The organism is Devosia neptuniae (assembly GCF_025452235.1).
In the GTDB taxonomy this organism is placed as follows: Bacteria; Pseudomonadota; Alphaproteobacteria; order Rhizobiales; family Devosiaceae; genus Devosia.
In genome coordinates, this window is record NZ_CP104965.1 from 3,977,020 (window position 1) to 3,997,434 (window position 20,415).

A 20,415-nucleotide genomic window follows, 5' to 3' on the forward strand; every position below is an offset into this window, starting at 1 on the left:
GGGTTAGTTCCCGTTCGTCTTGGCCAGCTCGGCATTGACCTCGTCCGCCGCTTCCAGAAGCTGCTCACGGTCGAACGAGGCCGTTTCCAGTTCGGGCGCGGCGTCCTTCAGCCAGTTGCGGATGTCGTCATCTTCGAAATCAGCGAAGGGCGAGGCTTCGTCATCGGTCGGCGCTTCCTGCGCCTTGAGCGCAGCAATGATCTCGTCTTTGGTTGCCGGGGTCTTGTCGCCCAGCAGCTTGGCGGCGGCGGCCCGGAACGTCTTGAAATGGGCCGTCTCGGCCAGCGCCAGCACTTCGGCAACGGTCGCAGCTGCGTTAGCGGTACTGGCAGGCGCCGTGCCACCCTTCTTGCCGTTCTTGTCGTGGTCGAGCGGATCGCCCTTCAACTCGGCAATCTGGGCCATGAGTTCGGCAATCTTGGCGTCCTGTGCCGTGACCACCTCGCTCATGCGATCCTCGATACGATGCTCGGAAGCATTCTCGAGATAGGCCTGGGCCTGATCCTTCAGCTCGCGACCGCCCATACCAAGGCGCTTGAGATTGTTGCCGTCGAGCGAGGCCAGCGCTTCCACGGTGTAGATGTTCAGGGCCTTCAGCTCGAGGCGCTTGCCGGGAGCCAGGAAGGACAGCGCTTCAAGCGGCGTCCCCAACAGCACCTGACCATCGCCATTCTTATAGGCGAGGTATTGGGCGTTGTATTTCATGGCATAGGTCTGCGCCTGACGCGTGCCATCGGGACCATCGACCCAGCCGCAGATTTCATGGGCCGGGAAGGCGCCGACGGTCTGCTTGTTGCCGGCAAGCCGGATTTCAACGACCTCATGGTCATCGTAAATCGGGCGACCGGCCTTGGTGCTCTTGCTGTCGCTGAAGACGGAAAGCGTCTTGAACGTGACAACAGTCGCCGCGTCATCTTTCGTGGTGATCTGCATTTTCAAATCCTGTCTGAGAGGGCGTAAACGAGAAAGGCGGAGCCACTGGCCCCGCCCTCATTGGTCGTTTCGCTGCTGCGATTAAGCGGCCAGAGCGTCATCCACGAAGGGACGGTCGATCTCGAATTCGGCCAGGCCAGCAGCGGGCGTACCCACCGCCGAAGCGCCCTTGGCGTTCTTGACGCGGTCACCGGCAACAATGGCATCATCCACGCTGCCGGCCGTGGCCGTGGCGTAGACATTGGCGTTGTCTACGAAGCCGGCCAGAACCTTGCCAATGGCCTTGCCCTTGATCTGGTACCAACCGAATTCGTTGGCGACAGTGGGGGCCATGGCAACAGCCACGGAACCGATCATGTCGGGCCCCAGAAGGACGGTCGACCAATCGTCGGGGTTGTAGACCACCCAAGAGCCCAGCGCGGTCGATGCCACGCCCTTGAGATAGACAAACTCGCCCATGCCATAGTCCGGATCGTCGGCCTCGATGACGTGACCGAGCTTCCACGGAGTGGAGCGCCCGGCCGCCGTCGCGGCAGTACGATGGGAGTCAATCGGCGGCATGCCGAGATTGGGGGTCGAAGCGGTGAAAGTCATGGTGCTGCCTCCTTATGCCGCCGGGTTGCTGTCGTAGAGCTTGGACTGGAACAGCGGGTTGACCTGGGTCAGTTCGCCCATGAACCCGATGTACTGGACCGCAGCGTCCTGGTTGATCGGCATCATCGTGCGGCCGATCTTGTCGAAGTTGCGATCCGGGTGGTAGCGAACGCGCAGGGACGCGGTCTCAAGCAGGTAGGAGGTATTGGCCGGCATATTCGAGCCGATACCGCCATCCTGCACGATTTCCGCCTGCCGGCCGCCGCCGTAGTATTTCAGCGACGTGAAGCCGAGCTTGCCCAGCCCGCTTTCGTCGTTGATGCGCTGGATTGCCACCGTGGCAGCGTCATAGGCCGCGTAGTGTTCCGGCGATGCCAGGATCAGATCGGGACCACGGCGTCCACGGGAACGCTGCGTCACGATGCGATTGTACATCGGGCGGATGGTGGTGGCGGTGACCTGCGTGCCTAGCTCCGGGAACGCCGTCTGGGCGTCAAAGGCCGACGTGCGCCATTGCGGGTTGTCGGCACGGCTGATGCCGCCATAGGTGCCCGCATTGACGACGGTGGGCACGGCCAGACGGAGGCCGCCGAGTTCCTTGCCACCATAGCGGGTGCCATCGCCATGCAGCGACAGGTCCACTTCGTCCAGCAGCTCGTTTTCGGCCGCCTCGATATGGGCTTCCATGATGTCCAGAAGCTGGTTCGGACCATCGTTGGTCAGAATTTCTTCGTTGGACAACGCAACGCCTACGGCCACCATCTTGGGGCGGTATTCGGCGTCGTTGAAGAGCTCGGCCGGCGAGTTCTTCAGGAAGTCGAAGCCATTGTACCAGATGACGTTGCCGCTCTTGCCATACAGCAGGCGTTCGCGGATCGTCGGGCCGGAAAATGGCTTCCACAGGCCTTTGCGCTTGAGGACAGAGAGCAGCGCATTGGAGTTGGACACCAGGTCCTGGTAGCCCGAGGAACGGTCCTCAAGCGCCAGAGACATGATCTCCTGGTTCTTCTCAACTTGGGTTAGCGGCATGATTGCCACTCCTTGCGAATGGACTAGCCGGCGGCTTCCATGGCACGCCGGACTGCGTCACGAACATTGGAAGAGGGCTTGCGGGCAGCGGGGGATGAGCCCGAGCCGGGAGCGCCTGCGATGGATTTGATGCCCTTGTCGGTCTGAGCGCTTGGGGCAGCTGGCGTCGGGTCTGCGGGCTTGGGGATGAACCCAAGTCGCTCCGCTTCCTGGCGCGCGTCTTCTTCGGCCTTGGCATAGGCCTGATCGAGGCTCAGGCCGGCGTTGATATGCTCAACGATCCGGTTAGCGAGCGCATCGATATTGGGGTGATCGGCAGCGAAGGCGCTGACTTCAGCGTCAATGCTCTCCGCCTGCTGCGTCTGAATGGTCTTGCTGACGCCGCCAATGTGGCGCTCCAGCTCCGCAACCTTGGCGCGCAGTTCTCGAATGGTCGTATCGGTCTGCGACTGCGCCTGATCGGGCTTCTGGCCGGCCAATTGGGCAACCACGTCGCGCAGGTTCATGCCCTTGTCGGCGCAGATGGATTCCAGCCCCTTCACGAAGTCATCGTTCAGCAGCTTGTCGAACGCCACATAGCGCTCCAGCGCCGCGTCAATCGTGGTGCCGTGCTGCCGGGCCAGATCGTCATAGGGTTTGATCGGCTCCCAGCGCCGCTGGTGCTCTTGAATGCCGGTTTCCAGCTCGCGGAATGCACGGTGGGTTTCGGCACGAACATGCTCGGGCGCCTCTGCCCATGCCGCCTTGGCTTCGGCCGAGAACCGGGACGGCGCATCATCATGCGGCTGGCGGGGCTTGTTGGGATCAACGACCGGCGCTGCCTTGTCTTCGGGCTGCTGCTCGGCCTTTACCGGCTCCTTGGCCTTGTCGGGTTCAACTGTCTTCTTGGGCTGATCGTCGGGCTTAGCCTTGGCTTTGTCCTTGTCGCCCTCATCGCCCTTGTCATCGGCCTTGACCTTCTCAGCGGCCTTTTCCAGCGCTTCGCGGGTCGACAGCTTCTTTTCCGCCGGTTTGGGTTCGGGTGGCGTCTTGGCCTTTTCGGCGGCTGCGGCCTCGGCCTCATGGTCGACATTGTCGACTTCAATCGGATTGGGAGGCGACACGATTTGTTCGTTGCCGGCATCAGCCGGAACGGTATCAAGCTCTTCGTTCATTTGGGGTGCGTCCTGTCTGAGAGGATGTGGTCTAGAAGGCGAAGGTCAGGATGGCAGCGGCCGTGCTGGCGATGGCCGCATAGGCGAGCGCGATAGATGCCCGATAGATGATGATGTGCTGCCGGGCTTCCGATCCGACAAACTGCGAGGCCATGCCAAGGAAGGCGCCGACCAGAGCAAGGCTCCGGGTGTCATGGTCGCCAAGGATCAGCAGCGCCACCAGCGTGATGGCCGCGAAGTAGAGCGCTGCCGCCGCGAAGACGATGAATTCAACGTCACGGTTCATTTGAACTTCATCCTGTCGCTGGTGCGCTCGCCGCGGTTAAATCGAGCCTCGGCCTTGTGCACGGCGTCTTTCACAGCCTTGCGGTCGGTCTTGGCTTTGGGCTTGGGGCGAAGCCGCGCAGGATCGTTGCCAACCTCGACAACGCCATGCTGGCGGTATTCGGCGCGCAGCTGGCTCTTGCTGTCGTACAGCTTGCCGGTGAGCTGCGATTGCACCGCCGACATCGTGTCCCCGATGACCGAAGGACATGGCAAATCCGACCGCTGCGGAGCCTCTGGCAGGCAGTTATGCGGCCATGGCTCGTCGAGGTCGTGCCAGCCCCGGCAGACCTTGCAAAAACGCTGGTGAGCCATGGCTAATGCCCTGCCGCTGCTGTGGCTTCGGCCAATGGTACCTTGGCTTGAAGGATCGCCAGTTCCATGCTGCCCTTCTCCATTTCCTGGTCGTGCTTTTCTTTCTGGGCAACGCGCTGCAATTCAGCCAGCGCCGCCTTGTCAGCGATATCCTGATTGCGGGCCCGGCTAGCGTCTGCCGCCTCTTGCTCCTTGATTTGCAGTTCAAGAGCTTCCCGCTGCTGTTTGGACTGAAGCGCCTGCATGCGCTCGGCGTTCTCCACATGGGTGCGCTCGGCCTCGGCAGCGGTCTTCTGCGCATCCGCCTGGGCTGTCGTGGCTTCAATCTGCGCCTTGGCCTCTGCCGCCTTGGCTTCGGCGTCCTGCTTGACCTGTTCGGGTGGCGGGCCCTTGGGCTGGCTGGCCATGCCCTTCATCTGATCGGTGAATTCCTCGATCACCTGGGCGAACTGGCGCCCGGTGCGGAACACGCCATTGATGTAGTTGATCATCTGTCCCGCCACGGGGGCGATCTGCGGCACCTGCTGCACCGCCGGCACCAGCTGGGCGAACAAGCCCGTCATGCTGGTAATATACTCGGTGGCGCGTTGCTTCTGCGCGTTTTCGTCTGGAACGATGGTCGAATCCGTCTCGATGTCGAGCACGAACGGCCGCAACCGCTGGTCCTTCAGCAGCTTCATGACCTGATCGATGGTCACCGTGGCCTTGAGCTGGTTGACCTGATCAAGGATGGCCTTGCCCTTCTGCATCGCCTCTTCGATAGCCTTTTGGGCCTCTTCGGGGTTCTGCTGCGCCATCGCCTGTGTTTCAGGCTTGGCCATCTCGGCATCAACCGCGGCTTTCATCCGCTTGGCCTGGTCTTCCAGCGCCTTGACCTGTTTGGCCACGTCGGCATCGGTCGGCATCTGCATCTGGGCCATATCGAGCAGCGTGGTGCTGTCGAATTCCTCGGCCATGATCTCGGCGTGGATGCGCGTCACATCGCGCGACACTCGCACCATTTCGTCCTGGCGGTCCCTGATCCGGACAGAGCCAGTCTGGGCCTTGAGTTCCTGGGCACCCAGCGTCTCGTTCGGGTTGGTCGCGCCGCGCAGAATATCGCTGATCCCACTGACCTCGTAAACGTCCTGGATGAGCTGCTGGCGCAGCTTGATCAGCTGGGCAATCGTCGAAACGATCTGGTCGATTGGCCACCAGACAATGAAGTCCTTGGCGGCACCGTCACCGGTGGCCGCCCAATTGGAAATTGGGATCAGCACGACATTGTCGGAAGCGGCCTTTACCGCCGCCTCAATGGCGTCCCCGAGCTCGCCAGCGCCAGATGGATAGAATCCACGAACCTTGACCGCCTCGGACAGCGCGGCCATGCGGGCGGTCAGTTCGTTGATTTCCTCAAGCTGGTCCCGGTACTGCATCACGTCGGGGACGGGCACCAGCGATTCAGGCTGACGCGTGCCATAGGCCGGTTCAGGGCATGGGAAGAAGTCATCCAGCGTCAGGTGCGGCTTGGCCTCGTCCAGAACCTTGTCGCAGCCCTCGGTGACCCACACGACCTTGTTTTCGGTCTTGCTCCACAGCTCCCACACCTTGGCCGTGAGGCGGCGTCCCAACTTGTCGCCGTTGACATCCTTGCGGGTGGAGTAGGTGGCTGACTGATAGACATCGCCGGAGTGCTTCAGGAAGCGCTTGCGCATTTCCTTCTTGGTCAGATAGCCGGCACCCGCCACCCAGCCCACTTCAGCCCAGCAGCGCGCCATGTCATGAACGAAGTCACGGCGGAACTTGAAGTCTACGCAGACCTTCTTGCCCTTCCCCGCCTCGTCTTTGGTTTCATAGCGCGGCCACAGCACACCACGACCCAGGCGGGCCAGGTCGTTGCGCACCAGCTTCATGGTCCGGTCAAGGTGGCCAGTCTCAAACGAGACGGTGACCGATCGCTCCAGCAATTCCGACGACATGCGCGGGATCGGCCGGCGGTCCTGGAACCGGGGCATGATCACTGGCACCGGCGGCCGTGAATAGATGGATGGCTGCAGGGTTTGCAGGTTGGCCCAGAACAGCGACATTTCGCGGTCACGAGCCGTATTGGCCAGCTTGGAGAGGTTGGCATAGAGCTTATCGATATTGTCGCAACGCTCATTCCAGTCCCGGAAATAGGCTTCCGATTCCGTAATGAGGTTCAGCCAGCCGGTCGCACTCTTGGCATCGGCGGCCAACGCGGCGCCGTCTACGCCCTCGGCGTCGTCGATGTCGTCCACGTCGGTTTCAGCCATTATAGATTGATCCTCGATCCTTTCGCCGGCATCGGCATGCCTGGCAGCGGCACCGTGCCGGGCTCAGGCTGGCGGGGTGGCGGCTTCTTGACTGGCTTCAGCCATGGCCGCGACATGCAGGCGTAACGGACCTCATCACCGGGGTGATCTTCCATGTGGGTGTTGAGGTCTTCGGGGTTGTCTTCGTCGTGCTGCAACGCCGGAATGGTCCGGATTGCGTGAATGCAGGTCTCATAGAAGAACAGCAGCGCCTTGCCGTCCTCATCGCCATCGAGCCGGGCTCGTAATTGGTCCCACCCACCCATGGCACCGCGTCGGGCAACACGGGCATTGTCAGCGCGCCGGAAGGTCGCGCCATTGCGTCCATTCGTGCCGCGCATGATGCGTTCGGCAATTGAGGGGCCACCGTCCTGGCTGAAGGCCGCCGGGTCCAGCACACCATAGGAGATGGTGTCCTGCTGGTCCCGGAGCCGCACCCCTGCCCCGACATTTTCGGCGTTCATTTTTAGCCCCTTATCGGGGATGAACTTGCCTTCATTGTCATTGGCAACGCCGTACCATTCCCGGTATCGGATCAGCGCGCCGCGCGGGATCACGACACTGCGGCCCACCGTGTTCAGCACCGTGGTTTCTTCCTCGGCCACGGCATACCAACCGAAGCTGAAGGGCTTGGCAGAGCCCCAATCGCCAGCGCGGAAGCGCAGCCAGTGAGCAGGGATATCGAACGGCTTGATGACGTGCCGGTCCTTGCGGAAATTGTCGAAGAACGCGCCTTCAACAATGTCCCAATCGCCGTACCGCATGGCTCGTACTAGCGTTTCAGAGCCAAGGCCCATCAGGCGGTCTTCATAGCCGGGGTCTTGCTCGTCCATGCTCGGGTTGTCTTCGAGCTGGGCCGGAATGTACTGGCGGAGCATGCCGCCTTCAGACGTGGGCGCCCTATAGACCTTGAGCGGCGTGGCGCCATCAATGAACGTAGTCTTGACGAACTGATGGCCAATGCCGCCTGGGTTCGCCCCGCAGATGATCCGAGGGAATGTTCCCCGATATTGCTCCGGCACCGTGATGCCAACCATGCGGACACGATTGCGGAGGAAGCGATAAATCTTGTCGGTGAAGTGGGTCAGCTCATCGACCAGCAGCACGTGAATTTCCGCGCCCTGGTATTTGAACCGGTCCTTCTCGTCCTTGCAGTGGCAGAGATAGATCTTGCTGCCGTTCCAGAACCTGATTTCGTCTTCCACGATGGTGCAGAAGCCGCAGGCCACCCAGCCCGCCAGCAGCGCCCGGAAGCCCTTGGGGCCTTCCATGTGGTTCTTGACCAGGTCGTCGCGAATACGGCGGAACAGGTAGACTTGCAGGCCGGGGATGGCCGAGCACCAGATGATCGCCGCAATGCGCATCAGGTGCGATTTGCCGCCGCCGGCTGCCCCGCCATAAAGGATCTCGGTGGCGGCGCTGTTAAAGGCCGTGAGCTGCTTGGGATGCAGATCAAGGTCTAGAACAGCGTCAACCGCCGTTGCTGCCGCTGCCATTCAGATTGATCACAGGCACCAGTTCGACCCGGCCGCCGTGTTCCAGCTCCAGCTTGTCGCCATACTTCTTGGGACGCATCTTACCCGCTACCCACTGGCGCGCAGCAATCCGAAGCTGAGAGCGGCGCAGTGCTTCGCCATTCTCCATCCAGCCAATGCTCTCGCCGTCGGCGTTCTTGCGCTCCATCCAGTCGTTGCAGCCGTCGTCGGCAATGTCGATCATCTCATCGACCAGGGCATCTGCCTGGGCTTCGCGTGCGCGCGCATACTGGTCGCGGAACGCCTCATGCTGATCGTCTGCCAACCAGCGGAATACAGTCGCCTTATCGGGCATATCCTCATCGGCACAGATAGTGCGGAGGCTTTCGCCATCAGCGAGCCGTTCGCAAATTCGGTCTGCTGTCGTCTGATTGAATTTGCTGGGCGCTGGCATGCTGGTCCCTTCGGCGGTCTGAGCGCTCGAAACGGTTATGGGTGGGTTCGCGTGTCGTTTGCCGACTAAGGTGTGGGCGGGGCGGCAACGCACGATGAGAATGCGAGTTATCCGGCCCGGTTTAGGTTGCAGAGGGCAGTAAAGCGGTATCAATAGACGACCAGCATCAATTGGAGGCGCACATGCCTAGCTGGTTTATTCCCCTGCTCCTGACCGTCATCGCCGCAATTTTACTGTTCATCGCTGACCGGTTGTAGCTTGTTCTTTGCCAGCACCTGGGCGAATGCTTCATGACGTTGGTCTGGGAGGACGAGCATGGCAAATGTTACAGCTGTCACAGTTGCTGGCGGCTACCAAATGGGGCACCAATTGATGGACGTGCCCCGTTGCCCACATTGTGGAGTAGCCTCACCACATCTCGCCAGAGAATGGGCGAGTGTCGGCCCTACCGCCCGAGTTGACGGGAAGAAAGGAACATATTGGGCGGCATTCCGCTGTGCGACCTGCGGTGGAGTCACAACGGGGACTGGCGACATCGGCGGAAATCCCATGAAGTTCTCGACAGTTAAGCTTTACCCCGAACCCCGTTCAGCCCACGAAGACCTGCCGCCGATGGCGAAGCAATATTTGCAGCAAGCATACGAGACCTTGCATGCACCCGATGCGGCGGCGATGGTCGCCGGCAGCGCCGTAGATGCGATGCTGAAGGCTCGAGGGCTTATTGACGGCAGTCTCTACCAGCGCATCGACGAAGCACTAAATCAGAACATCTTGACCAAAAACATGGCTGATTGGGCACATGAAGTTCGCCTTGGCTCCAATCGACCTCGGCACGCTGACGCCAGTGGACCCCACGTCACGGCCGATGAAGCACAGCAATCGGTGAACTTTGCAGAGGCCCTGGGGAACTTCCTTTTCGTGCTTACCGCGCGCATAGAGCGCGGAATTGAGGCGGCGACAAAGAAAGCATAACGCCTGCTGATTGAGACGCCTCAGAGGTCCGGATCAACAGGCCTGTTTTTCATCTCAACGATTTTGAACTGATCCCGCGATTGAACGCAGGTTCCAACGAAAAGCCCGCCGAAGCGGGCCTTTGATTCATCAGTGGCAGTGATAGCCGCCGGTTTTTGTCTCGTTGTGGCAACCGTCTTTGTTAAGACCGCCGCCGTGAGCAAAAACTGTGGTTGAGATAGACATACAAAGCAAAGCGGCCAGAGCCACCGAGACGATCTTCTTCATTGGAATCCCCCATGCAATGGCGGCATCATGAAGATTGCTACCCAATAAGCAACAGCTATCGTGGGGCAGAGGTGACTACCTCCGGATATAATTAAGGCCCGCCGAAGCGAGCCTTAAAGTCCGACGCAAAGCGCCACGTTGCACCTATTTGACCTGCTCTGTTCCCCGTGTCAAGTACCCGATTTGTTCCCACCAACATCAGCGCTGTCCACCGTGTAACGGATCAGATTAGCTACCTGCTCGATAAGAGCGTCGGGAACTGGTGCAAATGGGGGTGGCAGATCGCATTCTACTGGATTTTGCCGGTTGGCCGTGCCGTAAACGGCATGCCGATGGAACACAACATTGCCGGCGCCGTCGTGGCGGTAAAACTTCCCATCCTTAACGCGATAGTTGCCCTGCTGCTCGGCCTTCAGCCATCGGCCGAGAGTGATCATGTTGGCCTCAGAAAGGGCTTCTTTCATCACGCCGATCCTATGGGCCTGTTCTCGCATCTCGGTCACGATACCCTCCATCGCGCGGAAAAGTACCTCAAGGTCGTAGTTGCGGTCCTTTTCGTCGATAGAGAACGCGGCGTTGATCATTCGCTGGGTGAGAGCCGGGATTATCCGCTCCGGGCTTTCGCCACCGCGAAAGAACTCGCGCCCAGCTAAAACGCCGATGTTTGTACTAATTGTCCTATAGATTGGCGCACTCACCTTACGAGTGCGCGTCCAAACCAGCGCCTCCGCCTCGGTATCCCGGAAAGTGCTTTCAACCGTAAGAACGCCGTCGCGCTTGAGAACAGCCGTGTTAATCAGGTCCAGGATGTGGTGCATGCCCTGCCAGAATGACCGCTTGGAATCGCGGTATATCATCCAGCCTTCATAGGCCTTGATCTCGTCCAGAGCCGCGACAAGTTCCTTTCGAACCGTCATCAGGCCGAGTTTGCGACGCAGCAGTTCACTTCGCTTGATCGCAGCTCGGAAATGATTAGCCCGGTAGGTAAAAGCCTGACCGTATTGCTTCTCACCGCAGTTCTTCCCAACGAGGATGCGGCTGCCGTCCTGATACCGCAGCACGAACCCTATGTTGTGGTTGGCCGCATTCTTCTTGCAGTGGCGGCATCGGACCATGCCGACCGTGCTCTGCCGCGTATCGTACTCGAACTCAAGTTCGGGCACCTCTGCCCCTTCAGGAAGCGCAGCCAGCAACTGTGGCAGGGCCTCCGGATTATCGTTTCGGAAATTCGTCTTGAGAATTTCACTATCAGTCTTAGTTTCCCAGAAGCTGGTGAAATCCCCGGCCCCAGTGACCTTGTTGGTGAAGATCAACGCTATTTCTGCCTTTCCGTTGATCCGCTAGGCCTTGACGTTCCTGCCGAATCCATGAGAAGGCAGGTGTGCAAAACGATCTTGTCCCAGCGGCAGGTTACATACAGAATTTCATACCCGCAGCCTAAGAATCGGCGGCGGGTATTTCTATTTTGCGCTCGTTTTGTTCTCATTGATACTGGCACGGCCACGCAATCCACGGACACCTGGTGATTTTGCATCACCTCGTGCCCTCCTGGCCGCTTCGTCAACGTAATGGCCCCTATGACCGGCCGTTTTCCCGAAGCGGAAATGCTGCGCGGCGGCCTCCAAAGCGTCCTTGACCTCTTGGGCCACCATGGACACCAGTCGGCCCGTGGCGCCAGCCTCGCCACCGCGCTGGGTCGCGATGGTGCGTGCGGACACCCGGCCGACAATGACCCGTTCCAGGAGGTTTTCGGCCACGTCGCCAATTGCCAACTTCATCGCCCGGTATTCCCGACGGGCCTCATCCCCGGCGACCAGCGCGCCATCTTGTGACGGTCCGGACTTGTCTACATAAGGCGCAGAGTAGTCCGTAGCGCGGGCACCGCCGATCTGCCCGCGTTCATAAAGCGACAGAAAGCGGGCCGCAGCCATTTCGTGGTGGGTCTCCCGATTGGGGTAGCGCGAGAAGCCGCCAATGTACTCATCCATAGAGAAACGGGCCTTGGACTTACCCACGTTCTCCATGTCAGGATTCTTCTCCTTCTGGTGAAGAAACTCGGCGTCGGTCATCAGCGGCGCATCAACGATTTTTTCTTCGGGCGGCGGGGCGGTGGGACCAAGGTCAACAATCGACCGCAAAGAATCGATAATCGCCTGGTTTCGCCGCAGCTCTGCAGCACTTCGGGACAGAGCTCGGAAAGCTACGCTGAGCTCATCGTGGGCAGCATGAAAGTTCGTGTGGTCCGCATGGTAGGCGGCCAGGAGTACCTCCCGTTTTGACCGAGCCCGAGGGAGGCGCCGGGTCGCCTGCTGGAATGTAAGTGGCTTTTTGGGCTGGATGGTCATGAACGGTCTTTCATCTCGGCGTGGGTCTGTTGGTAATTTTCGATCTACCGCGCGGGGCTGCTATGAGTTGGCGGGGCGCTGTTTCCATTCAGCCCAGCCGACGCCGTCGCCCGGCTCGACCAGTTCTCGGGGCGCCCGGCATCCCACAGCGCCGGGCAACGGGCCCCACTCAATCGTCGACCATTTCTTGTTGGTGCGTGCATAGGTCAGCCGCTTCCACCAATCCTCCGGGCCGCTGGCAGCGCCGCTGGCAAAGCCCTCAAATCTGCGCTTGCTGAGGTACCGACAAAAGTGAATTGGGGGGTGATTGGGATCTGCCTTGAGGAAGGCGCGATAGCCCGAAATGGACGGCAGCACGGTGGCGCGTTCGTCCGGCGTGAGCTTCTTCCACTCTGGCAGCGCTTCGGCTTTCGACATGTTCGGCGTAGTTGGGAAAGCCCGCCATGCAGCTTCGAAGTCGTCTGGATAAGCGATCCTCTTTCGAGACGGTTTCGGAAGGTCTGAAACGGCTGTTTCGGACAAAGAACCGTTAGGTTCTTTCTCTACGATAGTAGAGTTGGTTATGGTTGCATCGGCTTGGCAATCACCCTGCACTGCCCTAGCATCACCTCTATCGTTATTTTCCAAGGACTTAGGGCCCCACCGCTTGGAAGCTTTGTCGCGCGCAGCCTCAGCACGTTTGTGAGCCGCCACGCGCACTTCCAACTGCTTCTTTTGGGTCCATCGATTGTCAGAACCGAGTTCCCAGAACGCCATGATCGTGGGCCTGATCCGCTGCCAGGTACGTGGGTCTACCTTGGCATATCGCGCTAGTATCTTGTCGTCATTGGGCAGGCTCGGTACGCCCCTGGTCCGCCACGCGACGATGAGCAGCATCAAGTATGCACCATGCTGCTGGGCATCCAGATGCAAGGTGTCTGCCAGATAGGCGTCAGTTGCGAGCGGCATGTGGGGAAACTCAGCCATGGTAACGCTCGTGCATCTCTGCGTAGCCTGGTCGGGCAGCATCCCTCACAGCGGAATGGGCCATATCAACGAACAGGTCTATGGACTGAACCCGGCCGTTCCGCTGCTTTGCAACTTCCAGTTCTGCCTTGTTCAGGCATGCCGACAGGTCGGCATCACGTTCCAACGTGCGGTTGAGGCTCGTTGGCTTTTCGCGTTGCAGATAGTAGGCCTCGCGGTAGAGGAACAACACGGTATCGGCGTCCTGCTCAATGGCGCCGCTGTCCCTTAGATCGGCCAACGTCGGGCGCTTATCATCCCGCTTCTCGACATCCCGGTTGAGTTGCGACAGCAGCAGTACCGCCAGGTCGTATTCCCGCGCGATCTCTTTGAGGCCGTCAGTGATCTCACCGATTTCATTGGTCCGATTTCCGGCATAGCGAGAGGTGGGCCGGATCTTGCCCAGGTGATCGACCACCAGCATATCGAGCGTGAAGCCCGCCTGCTCAGCGTCGGAAATCATCGCCTCAGTTTTTACTCGAATATCGCTAATCATCAGACCGGACTGGTCCTCGATCCAGATCGGCAAATGATTGAACTCAGTCATTACCTGTTCGATCTGCGCTAGATCGTCGTCGCTGGCCGAGCCGTTGATAATGTCCTGGTAGGCGATTTTGATGCCGCGCCGGTGGGCCAGGTCAGAGTTGAACCGCGTCACCAACTTTGGGCGGTCCATTTCCAGCGAGAAGAACCCCACGCCAGCGCCAGTCATCGCTGCGGATGCCGCGACCGCGGTCCCCATGGTTGTTTTGCCCATCGATGGACGCGCGCCCAGCAGCGTCATGTCGCGCTTCTGAAACCCGCCGGTGAGCCGGTCATAGTCGGCCAGACCTGAACTGATACCAGTAATGCCACCACTGGCGCGCGCGGCGCGCGAGGCCGCCAGAGCGTCACGCGTGGCCTCAGCGATGGTCTGCCGTGTCTTGCCTCGCCCCCCTACCCTGACCTCCGCCAGGACTTCGTCCATGGTTATTCCCAGCGCCCGCGCCATCTCAACGGGATCGGCAGAAGGCTCACGGGCCGCCAGTGCGATGCCCTCGGCTGACGTAGCGATCCGCAGGCGGCCCCATTGCGAAATGACGTTTCTGGCCGCCTGGGCCGCATTTCCCACGCCATAGACCGTCTGTCCGGCGATGGTTGCCATGTATTCTGTGATGGGGATGCCGGTCTGCGACAGAAACGCGTTGGCGTCCTGCGGCTCGATCAGCTTGGCCACCACCGGCAAATTGGTTGACGAGAAACGTTCGTGGGCGAGCTTGGCCAGCGAAAAGATGATGCGGTGCGCAGGTTCGACGAAGTGGCGCTCGTCGACCATTGAGAGAGCGGCCCGGCAATCGCCCCCTGAGAGGATCATGCCGAGCAGGTGCTGCTCCGGCGCTGCTACGAAACCATCTGACATCAGAGTTTCACTAGCCGTTCGAACTCATCGAATGCAGCAGCGCATGCTAGGAAGTTAGGCATGCCTGGTTGGTCACAGGCCAACTTGAAAGCCCGTTGCATGGCCTCAAAGGCCTCAGTCTGGGCAATCAAAGGATCAACCTTTTGCGCTGGCTTCTCCGGATTGCCTTTGCCAAGGCCCGCCGCGATCAGGCCCAATGGGTCATACTTAGGCGCAGCGGGCACCACTGAGGCGGAGAGATTGGCGCGGCCGGCCTCCCAGCCGAGGCGGCAAGCACTCAGATCATATTTGGCCCAATGCTTATCGGGCAGGCTGTCTCGCCATTGAACAAAGGCAGCATCGGATGCGCTGGCGCCGAGCAAATAGGAAACATCGTTGCCTTCAACGTCGGCCATAGCTTCGCCGTCCGCGATAATGTCGCGTTTCATAGGTCTAATCCTTGGATAAGTTGGCCGGGTGGCGACGTCACATCAGCCTGCCCGACCGGAACAATTGGGATCGGCGCAAAACTGCGCCGGTTGCCTCAGCTCAATGCCGGGCCCTCGCGCGCATGCACGTGAGGGTTCATACCGCGTGCTCGATGTTGACGAAGTCGTGGGCCGCCAAACCGTCGTGCTTGAACAACGTGCAGAGCTTGCGGACCAGATCCAGTGACGGGTCTTGCTTGTTGTGCTCGATGCGCGAGATGGTCGCAGACGAGACGCCCACTTCCTTGGCCAGATTCTTCACAGTAAGGCCGCGCTCCTGGCGCACCACTCGTAGCCTGTGCATCGGCAAATCACCTTAAGGTTGCGTTTAGCGTAACCTATGAGAAATTTACTAGTTACGCAAGATGCTGCGGACTTTGGTGCTTGAGCGGTGTAAGATTGCATTCAGCGTAACAACTTAGCCGGGAACCTCCATGTCGAACCGATTCCAAAAGCAGGGTACCCGCCATCGCCACTTCATTCGCGAATGGCGTACCTATCGCGGCCTGACGCAAGAAATGCTTGCGGAGCGACTCGACATCTCCAAGGCCAGCCTCTCGCGCCTAGAGACAGGTAAGCAGCCTTATACACAGGATATGTTGGAGGCGCTTGCCGAAGCTCTAATGTGTGAGCCTGCCGATCTGATCATGCGTGACCCAACGTCCCAGGACGCCATATGGAGCATATGGGAGAACGCCTCGCCGGCTCAAAGAACCCAAATCACCACCGTTGTGAAAGCTCTTTTCGACGCAGACAAGAAGGCGTCTTGAGCAACATAAAATCAGCGGCCGGATAAAATTGTTGCATCTAGCGTAACTCAACGCTTGACGGACCTTGCGTTTAGCGTAACTTGATCCTCAGAAGTGATCTGGAGGTCAAGATGCCTGCACCAATGAAGTCAGTTGCCGATACCGGCCGTTCTGACGACCTCTCGTTCGTCGTGCTGAAAGGCAAAGCGGGCGGCGGGTTCGACTATTGGAACGTCGAGAGCACCGGCGACTATTCAGCCGACTGCGAGCTGGGTCGGCGGCTGGGCGTGGAATATCTCGAGTACATTGGTCTGCACCCGACCAATGGCAACGTCTCGCTGCTGGGCTGCATCGTGGACAGCATGATGGCCCGCCGCCGCGAACCTCACACCAGCTATGGTCGGCACGCCACCGGCGTGGAGATTGCCTTCCTTGCCACCGTCAATGGATACGCGATGGCCACTTCGAAGGTCGTCACCGATCAGGACGCCTGACCCCGAGCAAATCGGCTCGGGCAAGCGCGCCAACGCTCCCCGAGCCTTCCATCAAGACCTTGGAGGATCAATCAATGGATACCACGAAGCATAGCACCGAGGTTCTGGCTGGCAAAGGCGAGTCCGCTTTAGCCATATTGCTGGCGGGCCTCGTAGCTTCGAACCGGCTCTATGACCGATACGAAGATTTGGAGAGAGCCGAGAAGGCGCAGGACCACCATTTCCCGGCCAACTACTTTGAACGGGCCAGCAAAGAGCAGATCGACATCTATTACGAGTTGCTGGACGTCATGCCCTATTTCCCGGCGACTAACCTCATCGAAGCCGCTGCTCAGGTCGGCCAAGCCATGAACGTGATCAGCATGGCATACGACCAGTTGCCGGAGGAACCAAAGGAAGCCGAGGCCTGCTTCCAAAAGATGGAGAAGACGGTAAGCAGGCTGCTTCATTCCGCAATTCGGGTGATGGAGCGCGATGGCGCGTTCTCTCTTGCAGCCATGGGGCTTGAGAGTATCCGAGGGGCAAATCTCGACCCTTGGGCCGACATCGAGGCCGTCGTTTCGGACTTGCAGAAGCAGGGGGTGAAGTGATGCGATCCGATATTGTCCCAGGTGCGAGCATGGACATTGCTGACCTGTACGCCGAGTGGAGCCAGGTGCGGGAGAAGACCTTCCCAGACGATGAACGGACGAGGGCGAACTACGCCGTCTATTGCCAGTTGCAGGAACAAATCCTGTCTATTGAGCCTCAGACCGCACGTGACTTCGCAGTTCAGTTGGTAGTTGAAACGGACCACGGCGAAAGCGATTATCGGCCCGGCTTCTTCATCGACAGGGTGTTGGCAATTGCCAATACCCCTAGCGCCAAAACACCGGATTACGACCCACGGAAGGTCACAGCGGCCGGCGATGAACTCAATCGTGGAATTGCAATCATCAATACGGTGTGGCTAGCACTCGGCGCGGCCGAAATTGACGAAGATTACGAACGGCTCCGCGACACCCTATACGAGGGACAGCGCAAGCTATTGGCGGCCGAAAGGCTAATCGGCCTCTACAGTGCGCAGGCAGCGACAGATGAGGGGGTCGTGTGATGACCCGAATCGATAGTCCGCTAACCTTGGCGGTTGACAGCGCGTACGATCTCAACGCGCTGCTGATCACGTGTCACATGGCACTCGACGCGATGGAGAACTACCCGTCCCCTTCCGATATTGCCCGCATTGGCGGTGCGGTAAAACGAGTGCTCCGGGAAGTGGCGGCCCCGCTGGTCGAGGGCTGCATCGACGCCCTCGAACTTGCCGAGAGCGCCGAGGGGGGCGGGAATGAACCAGCAGGACAATCCCGAACCGCTTGACCTCGTGTGGGGCGCTGCGGCAATTGCGAAAGTCATCGGGCATACGACACGGGCGACGTTCCATATGCTGGAGGCAGGCGAGCTTCCAGCGCGGCAGATCGGGCGAAGGTGGGTAGCAAGTCGCAAGGCTCTCGAAAACTTCTTTGCCGAAGCGACAGGCTGATATTAATCCTCTTCCAGATTGAACACGACGAAAGGCCCACCCGATGAGCGTCCGCAAACGCAAATGGACCACTGCCAAGGGTGAAGTCAAAGAGGCGTGGCAGGTCGATTATGTTGACGGCCAGGGCAAACGCCAGCGCCAGTCATTCAGCAAGAAAAAAGGAAGCGGACGCCTTTGAGCTAAAGGCAAGGGGCGAGGTCCGCGACGGCGTCCATGTTCCCGACAGCGAGACGATCACTGTTGATGCGGCCGGCACCCTATGGCTCAAGAGCGGTGCCGCCGAGGGATTGGAGCGCACGACGCTCGACCAGCGCCGGCAGCATTTGAACCTGCATATCAAGCCCTTCATCGGCAACACCAAGCTTAACAAGCTGACTGTGCCCAGCATCAGGGCTTTTCAGGACACCTTGCGGGAGAACGGCCGGTCGCCGGCCATGGTGAAGCGCGTCACTGTATCGCTCGGCTCGATCCTGGCGGACGCTCAATTGCGCGGCCACTCGATACGCAATCCCGTTCATGAAATGTCGCGGGCGAAATCCAGCCGGGTAAAGGTGGAGAAGCGCCAGCAGAAACGACTTGAGATTGGCGTTGATATTCCGACCACCGCCGAAGTCAAAGCGCTGATCGCCGCAGCCGAAGGCCGTTGGCGCCCACTGATCATCACAGCCGTTTTCACCGGTTTGCGCGCGTCCGAGTTGCGTGGACTGCGCTGGGCGGACGTCGACCTAGCTGGCGCAATGCTGCATGTCCGCCAGCGCGCCGACCGCTATCACGCCATAGGCATGCCCAAGACCGACGCTGGGCAACGCAAGGTGCCGATGACTCCGATGACGGTGAACGTCTTGCGGGAATGGAAGCTGGCTTGCCCCAAGGGCGAACTGGACCTCGTGTTTCCCACCGGCGCCGGCAAGGTCGAGGGACATAGCAACATGGTAAATCGGGGGCTGATCCCCACCATGATCGCGGCCGGTGTGACGACCATCACGGGGCGCGACGACGAGGACAACCCAACCATTGCCGCGAAATACTCTGGCCTGCATGCCCTGCGCCATTGGTTCGCGTCCTGGTGCATCAACCGCCGCGCTGATGGCGGTCTGGAGCTAACACCCAAGGCGGTTCAGGAGCGCATGGGCCATTCAAACATCGCGGTGACGCTGGACACTTATTCGCATCTGTTCCCCACCCAGGATGAGCAGGCAGCGCTTGCCGCCGCCGAGCGCGGAATCTTCGGCGTCTAACACCCAGACGGCACACGGATGGCACATGGAATGCCGGAACCCCATGTTTCAAGGCGATTTTAGCGGACTCTGACTCCGTCAATCTTGGTTCGAATCCAGGTTCCCCAGCCAATACTCCCGTAAGTCACTGATATCGCAATACGCCCATAGCCCCGCCGGTCTTAGCGCGTGTCACGGGCACACTTTAGTGACCCACCAACCAGCTAAATGTGCGTCGGCCAGCGGTCGGGGAGCGTTACGGGCTCAGATGCGGCGGTCGGTGAAGGGCAGTAGGTTCGTTCGTTTGTAATGTCATTACATAACGCAGCATGCCTGAACAATGCCAAGATGTGAATCCCACCTCGAACTATTTCTGCCGCTTCTTTCTATAGCTAAAACGCCCCCGCCTCTTCTCTCCGGGTAAATGGAGGTCGTGCCGAATGAAGAACGTCCGCTCTTCCTCTTGATAGCTGAAAAGAAACGTAGGCAGTTCGCGCAATCCGATGGACTTTCCAAGCTCAGAAGGCAGGATTGGCTCAGCGTTCAAAGTGGGAAAGCCGCGCCTTTTCCGGGCCTGTCGAAACTTCCGGCAAAGTGCTCCATCCATTGTGAGGAAATAGCTGGCACCGGCGTGGTGGGCGGTATGGATATGCCAAACGTCCAGAACGTCCTTGGGATGATCAATGAACTTCCGCAGAGTTTGAAATGGCTCAACAGCGTTGCGGAGCAATCTTGCCGACTGTTCTTCCGCCGTTTCGAACAGAGCAGTCAGTTTCTCTTCAACCCACGGTATTTCTATCCCCGAGAAGATGTTTAGGTCACTGCTTTCATAGCCCCGCATCATTCCCGGAGGGTGGCGAACTGCTTCAACGTGCAGTTCGTTAGACGTAAACAACTTCAGATGCCCACTCCGCGCGAGTTCGGCAATGCCCGTAAGGTAAGTAATCTCTCGATATTCTTCACTTGCATTTTGTGGCGAATGGATTGGGATTCGTGCCGAATATCCGCTGTCAAATTCAAAATCGCCCCAAGTTTTCGGCCCCGTGGAAACCCAGGCTGTGCCGTGCGTGACGCCTTTCGCGATAGCTGAGTTATCAATTACCAGCTTTAGCGGGCCTGATTTTTTTATATTATGGCGGGGAAGAGCCAGTGACATTTGAACCGTCAATGGCACAATTTTGCGCCAGCAAGTGTGCCTGAATCTCCGCCAAAATATCCGCACCTTCGTGAGCATGGATATTTCCTAACCTCACTGATTCTTTCAAATTATACTTATCGGCGGTCGGTAGCAGTCAATAGCTGATGGCCTTTACAAGTTCAGCGCGGCGCCTCAACGTTCCTTCCTGCTCGACACCATCGCTTGACCCATAGAGCCAGCTAGGGGTCCCAAA

Annotated in this window: 23 protein-coding genes and 1 pseudogene; 7 read left to right on the forward strand and 17 right to left on the reverse strand. The window is 59.3% G+C overall.

The window, feature by feature from the left end:
- Positions 1–3: 3 nt before the first annotated feature.
- The 9 genes from N8A98_RS22335 to N8A98_RS22375 form a co-directional block, all read right to left on the reverse strand.
- Positions 4–933 (reverse strand): hypothetical protein, encoded by a 930-nt coding sequence (locus N8A98_RS22335; protein ID WP_262168609.1) that lies wholly within the window; start codon positions 931–933, stop codon positions 4–6.
- A gap of 81 nt (positions 934–1,014) precedes the next feature.
- Positions 1,015–1,527 (reverse strand): hypothetical protein, encoded by a 513-nt coding sequence (locus N8A98_RS22340; RefSeq protein WP_262168610.1) that lies wholly within the window; start codon positions 1,525–1,527, stop codon positions 1,015–1,017.
- Positions 1,528–1,539: 12 nt separating this feature from the next.
- The gene (locus tag N8A98_RS22345; RefSeq protein WP_262168612.1) at positions 1,540–2,556 is read right to left on the reverse strand and encodes a phage major capsid protein; all 1,017 of its coding nucleotides are present in this window, start codon (positions 2,554–2,556) and stop codon (positions 1,540–1,542) included.
- 23 nt (positions 2,557–2,579) lie between these two features.
- Positions 2,580–3,710, reverse strand: coding sequence for a hypothetical protein (locus tag N8A98_RS22350; RefSeq protein WP_262168614.1), 1,131 nt, complete (start codon positions 3,708–3,710; stop codon positions 2,580–2,582).
- A 31-nt stretch (positions 3,711–3,741) separates the two neighbouring features.
- Positions 3,742–3,996: a hypothetical protein gene (locus tag N8A98_RS22355; RefSeq protein WP_262168615.1), complete on the reverse strand. Its 255-nt coding sequence runs from the start codon at positions 3,994–3,996 to the stop codon at positions 3,742–3,744.
- Entirely contained in the window at positions 3,993–4,349 is a 357-nt protein-coding gene (locus N8A98_RS22360) for a hypothetical protein (RefSeq protein ID WP_262168617.1), read from the reverse strand. Before N8A98_RS22360 ends, N8A98_RS22355 begins: the two co-directional genes overlap by 4 nt.
- Positions 4,350–4,351: 2 nt before the next feature.
- A complete protein-coding gene (locus N8A98_RS22365) occupies positions 4,352–6,622 on the reverse strand; it encodes a sbcc family protein (protein ID WP_262168618.1) in 2,271 nt (756 codons plus the stop codon).
- Entirely contained in the window at positions 6,622–8,157 is a 1,536-nt protein-coding gene (locus N8A98_RS22370; RefSeq protein ID WP_262168620.1) for a terminase large subunit domain-containing protein, read from the reverse strand. The genes N8A98_RS22365 and N8A98_RS22370 overlap by 1 nt, the downstream gene beginning before the upstream one ends.
- The gene (locus N8A98_RS22375) at positions 8,132–8,590 is read right to left on the reverse strand and encodes a terminase small subunit-like protein (protein WP_262168622.1); all 459 of its coding nucleotides are present in this window, start codon (positions 8,588–8,590) and stop codon (positions 8,132–8,134) included. Before N8A98_RS22375 ends, N8A98_RS22370 begins: the two co-directional genes overlap by 26 nt.
- A gap of 549 nt (positions 8,591–9,139) precedes the next feature.
- Between N8A98_RS22375 and N8A98_RS22380 the strand changes: the two genes are divergently transcribed.
- Positions 9,140–9,562 (forward strand): DUF4145 domain-containing protein, encoded by a 423-nt coding sequence (locus N8A98_RS22380; RefSeq protein ID WP_262168624.1) that lies wholly within the window; start codon positions 9,140–9,142, stop codon positions 9,560–9,562.
- A 129-nt stretch (positions 9,563–9,691) separates the two neighbouring features.
- Here N8A98_RS22380 and N8A98_RS22385 read toward each other — a convergent pair whose 3' ends face one another.
- The 7 genes from N8A98_RS22385 to N8A98_RS22415 form a co-directional block, all read right to left on the reverse strand.
- Positions 9,692–9,829 carry a YHYH domain-containing protein gene (locus tag N8A98_RS22385; protein ID WP_262168625.1) on the reverse strand — a complete coding sequence of 46 codons (138 nt, stop codon included), beginning with the start codon at positions 9,827–9,829 and terminating at the stop codon, positions 9,692–9,694.
- A 170-nt stretch (positions 9,830–9,999) separates the two neighbouring features.
- Entirely contained in the window at positions 10,000–11,142 is a 1,143-nt protein-coding gene (locus tag N8A98_RS22390; protein ID WP_262168627.1) for a hypothetical protein, read from the reverse strand.
- A gap of 147 nt (positions 11,143–11,289) precedes the next feature.
- Positions 11,290–12,174 (reverse strand): hypothetical protein, encoded by an 885-nt coding sequence (locus N8A98_RS22395; protein WP_262168629.1) that lies wholly within the window; start codon positions 12,172–12,174, stop codon positions 11,290–11,292.
- 60 nt (positions 12,175–12,234) lie between these two features.
- Positions 12,235–13,140 (reverse strand): DUF1376 domain-containing protein, encoded by a 906-nt coding sequence (locus N8A98_RS22400; protein WP_262168631.1) that lies wholly within the window; start codon positions 13,138–13,140, stop codon positions 12,235–12,237.
- On the reverse strand, positions 13,133–14,578 hold the full coding sequence (locus N8A98_RS22405) for a replicative DNA helicase (RefSeq protein ID WP_262168633.1): 1,446 nt from the start codon (positions 14,576–14,578) through the stop codon (positions 13,133–13,135). The genes N8A98_RS22400 and N8A98_RS22405 overlap by 8 nt, the downstream gene beginning before the upstream one ends.
- On the reverse strand, positions 14,578–15,006 hold the full coding sequence (locus tag N8A98_RS22410) for a hypothetical protein (RefSeq protein WP_262168636.1): 429 nt from the start codon (positions 15,004–15,006) through the stop codon (positions 14,578–14,580). The genes N8A98_RS22405 and N8A98_RS22410 overlap by 1 nt, the downstream gene beginning before the upstream one ends.
- A 136-nt stretch (positions 15,007–15,142) precedes the next feature.
- Positions 15,143–15,349, reverse strand: coding sequence for a type II toxin-antitoxin system RelB family anti-toxin (locus N8A98_RS22415; protein ID WP_262168637.1), 207 nt, complete (start codon positions 15,347–15,349; stop codon positions 15,143–15,145).
- A gap of 130 nt (positions 15,350–15,479) precedes the next feature.
- Here N8A98_RS22415 and N8A98_RS22420 point away from each other — a divergent pair, with 130 nt between their 5' ends.
- From N8A98_RS22420 to N8A98_RS22450, 6 genes and pseudogenes are all read left to right on the forward strand, one after another.
- Entirely contained in the window at positions 15,480–15,815 is a 336-nt protein-coding gene (locus N8A98_RS22420) for a type II toxin-antitoxin system RelB family anti-toxin (protein ID WP_262168640.1), read from the forward strand.
- A 122-nt stretch (positions 15,816–15,937) separates the two neighbouring features.
- Entirely contained in the window at positions 15,938–16,288 is a 351-nt protein-coding gene (locus N8A98_RS22425) for a hypothetical protein (RefSeq protein WP_262168641.1), read from the forward strand.
- A gap of 74 nt (positions 16,289–16,362) precedes the next feature.
- On the forward strand, positions 16,363–16,878 hold the full coding sequence (locus N8A98_RS22430; protein ID WP_262168643.1) for a hypothetical protein: 516 nt from the start codon (positions 16,363–16,365) through the stop codon (positions 16,876–16,878).
- A gap of 29 nt (positions 16,879–16,907) precedes the next feature.
- Entirely contained in the window at positions 16,908–17,381 is a 474-nt protein-coding gene (locus tag N8A98_RS22435; protein WP_262168645.1) for a hypothetical protein, read from the forward strand.
- The gene (locus tag N8A98_RS22440) at positions 17,381–17,644 is read left to right on the forward strand and encodes a hypothetical protein (protein WP_262168647.1); all 264 of its coding nucleotides are present in this window, start codon (positions 17,381–17,383) and stop codon (positions 17,642–17,644) included. Before N8A98_RS22435 ends, N8A98_RS22440 begins: the two co-directional genes overlap by 1 nt.
- Before the next feature lie 206 nt (positions 17,645–17,850).
- A pseudogene (locus N8A98_RS22450) lies at positions 17,851–19,045 on the forward strand (tyrosine-type recombinase/integrase).
- A 346-nt stretch (positions 19,046–19,391) separates the two neighbouring features.
- On the opposite strand, the gene N8A98_RS22455 reads toward N8A98_RS22450, so the two are convergent.
- Positions 19,392–20,258: a hypothetical protein gene (locus N8A98_RS22455; protein ID WP_262168651.1), complete on the reverse strand. Its 867-nt coding sequence runs from the start codon at positions 20,256–20,258 to the stop codon at positions 19,392–19,394.
- Positions 20,259–20,415 lie beyond the last annotated feature (157 nt).